The sequence below is a fragment of the Mycobacterium sp. TH-M82 genome (assembly GCF_057473605.1).
Genome location: NZ_JBYCKY010000772.1, coordinates 1 through 1524, shown reverse-complemented (window position 1 = coordinate 1524; position 1524 = coordinate 1). Strand labels below are relative to the sequence as shown.

Below are 1524 nucleotides of genomic sequence, written 5' to 3'. Positions count from 1 at the left end.
GGCCGCGCGACCGCGCTGCGGCTGGCCGCCGACGGCGCGCAGCTCTACCTGACCGACCGCAACGCCGACGGTCTGCAGCTCACCGTCGCCGACGCGCGGGCGCTGGGCGCGCGGGTGCCCGGGCATCGCGTCCTCGACGTCGCCGACCGCGACGCGGTCGCAGCGTTCGCCGCCGACGTGCACGCCGCGCACCCGAGCATGGACGTGGTGATGAACATCGCCGGGGTGTCGGCCTGGGGCACCGTGGACCGGCTGACGCACGAGCAGTGGGACACGATGATCGCCGTCAATCTGATGGGGCCGATCCACGTCATCGAGGCGTTCGTCCCGCCGATGGTCGCGGCCGGACGCGGTGGGCGCCTGGTGAACGTCTCCTCGGCGGCCGGGCTGGTCGCGCTGCCCTGGCACGCCGCCTACAGCGCCAGCAAGTACGGGCTGCGCGGTCTTTCCGAGGTGCTGCGTTTCGACCTGGCCCGCCATCGCATCGGGGTGTCGGTGGTGGTGCCGGGCGCGGTGCGCACCCCGTTGATCGATACCGTCGAGATCGCCGGTGTCGACCGCGACGACCCCAGGGTCGCTCGCTGGGTAAACCGCTTCAGCGGCCACGCCGTGTCGCCGGAACGGGCGGCCGACAAGATTGTGGCCGGGGTGGCCAAGAACCGGTATCTGATCTACACCTCGGCGGACATCCGGGCGCTCTACGCCTTCAAGCGATTCGCCTGGTGGCCCTACAGCCTGGCGATGCACGGGGTCAACATGGCGTTCATGCGCGCCTTGCGGCCCGGCGCGGTGCCGCGGCAAGGCGAGTTCGAGTCGCGCACCGAGTAGCCGGATCTGGAGGGCGCCGCAACTCGACCGAGGCCAGGACTCGGTGGAGGTCGACATGGCCGGATCCAGCCGTCCGTCACGTTGCGCACAATTTGCGGGCCAGGCTCTGTCACGCGTCGCCCAGGGTCGCGAGCGTGTGCCGTGGCAGTTCGCCGGCCCGCGGGCTCGAGGGCAAGCCGGTGGCGGTCATCGGCGGGTCTATGGGCCAGTACGGCGGAGTCTGGGCGCACGAGGAAACCCGCAAGTCGTTCGGCTTCGCTGGTGCCCGGGTGGTCGAGTCGATCAAGCTCTCCGTCCCGTTGAAAACTCTGGAGGGTAAGGCTCCGGCGGAACGCGCCGAGCTGTCGGCCACTGTGCGGGAGGTTGTCGGCAAGCTCGTCGCCGAGGTCGGCTGAGCGCTGCGGCAACGGGCAAACCGCAGGCCGGGGGGCCGGCAGCGTCATCGACGACGAACCACAAAGCCGCCGGCCCCGGCGCCGACGGCTTTGCTGTTGGCCATCACGCGGGGAAGGTCCGGGCTGCTTGTCGGTGGGCACTGATATACCGATCCGTGGCACAACGGCGAACCGGGGTTGTGACGCGCGACACGCCGGGCCCGGTTGGCTGGCAACGCTTACGACCAGGGAATTTCAGAAATGTTATTCAGAACATCTTGTATCTCTTCACCTCGCGACCCCCCAGGTGTAGTGTTTCGAG

At 69.5% G+C, this 1524-nt stretch carries 1 protein-coding gene and 1 pseudogene; both read left to right on the top strand.

Annotated features, from left to right (window positions below; all coding sequences use genetic code 11):
* A partial coding sequence (locus AC2VON_RS22955; protein WP_486954910.1) for an SDR family oxidoreductase occupies positions 1-828 on the top strand: 828 nt, incomplete at its 5' end.
* A 164-nt stretch (positions 829-992) separates the two neighbouring features.
* Positions 993-1223: pseudogene (locus tag AC2VON_RS22950) on the top strand (FMN reductase); the annotation flags it as partial.
* Positions 1224-1524: the final 301 nt, after the last annotated feature.